Source organism: Photorhabdus antumapuensis (genome assembly GCF_020387775.1).
Lineage (GTDB): Bacteria > Pseudomonadota > Gammaproteobacteria > Enterobacterales > Enterobacteriaceae > Photorhabdus > Photorhabdus antumapuensis.
The window spans coordinates 2026-2487 of the sequence record NZ_JAHZMK010000003.1; the positions used below are offsets into that span (position 1 = coordinate 2026).

At 58.4% G+C, this 462-nt stretch carries 1 protein-coding gene; it reads left to right on the plus strand.

Translation table 11 applies throughout. From position 1 onward, the window contains the following. Positions 1–462 (plus strand): hypothetical protein (locus KZ793_RS23040; RefSeq protein ID WP_225812463.1); only part of this gene is annotated, 462 nt, incomplete at both ends.

Below are 462 nucleotides of genomic sequence, written 5' to 3' on the forward strand. Positions count from 1 at the left end.
TAACGCATGACCCGGCGCGGGTTCACAAACGGTTAGGAGATGGATTTTACGAACAACGGCTGGTGCGGGACCAAATCACCCAACTGACCGGCCGGCGCTATCTGCCGGGCTACAACAACGACGAAGCGCAGTTTAAAGCGCTGATGGATGCCGGTATCGCCTTTGGCCAACAGCAACAGTTAACGCCGGGCGTCGCCTTAAGTCCGGCGCAGATGGCGCTGCTCACCTCAGACATTATCTGGCTGACTAACCAGACCGTGACCTTGCCGGACGGCACTACCGAGGTAGTCACTGTGCCGCAGGTTTATGCGCGCGTCCGTCAGGGCGACCTGAGCAGTGATGGCGCCTTGCTGGCCGGCAATACTGTAGCAATTAACAGTCAGGGCGATATTACCAACAGCGGCACGATTAGCGGGCGTGACGTCACCCAACTGACGGCGAACAATCTCACCAACAGCGGCT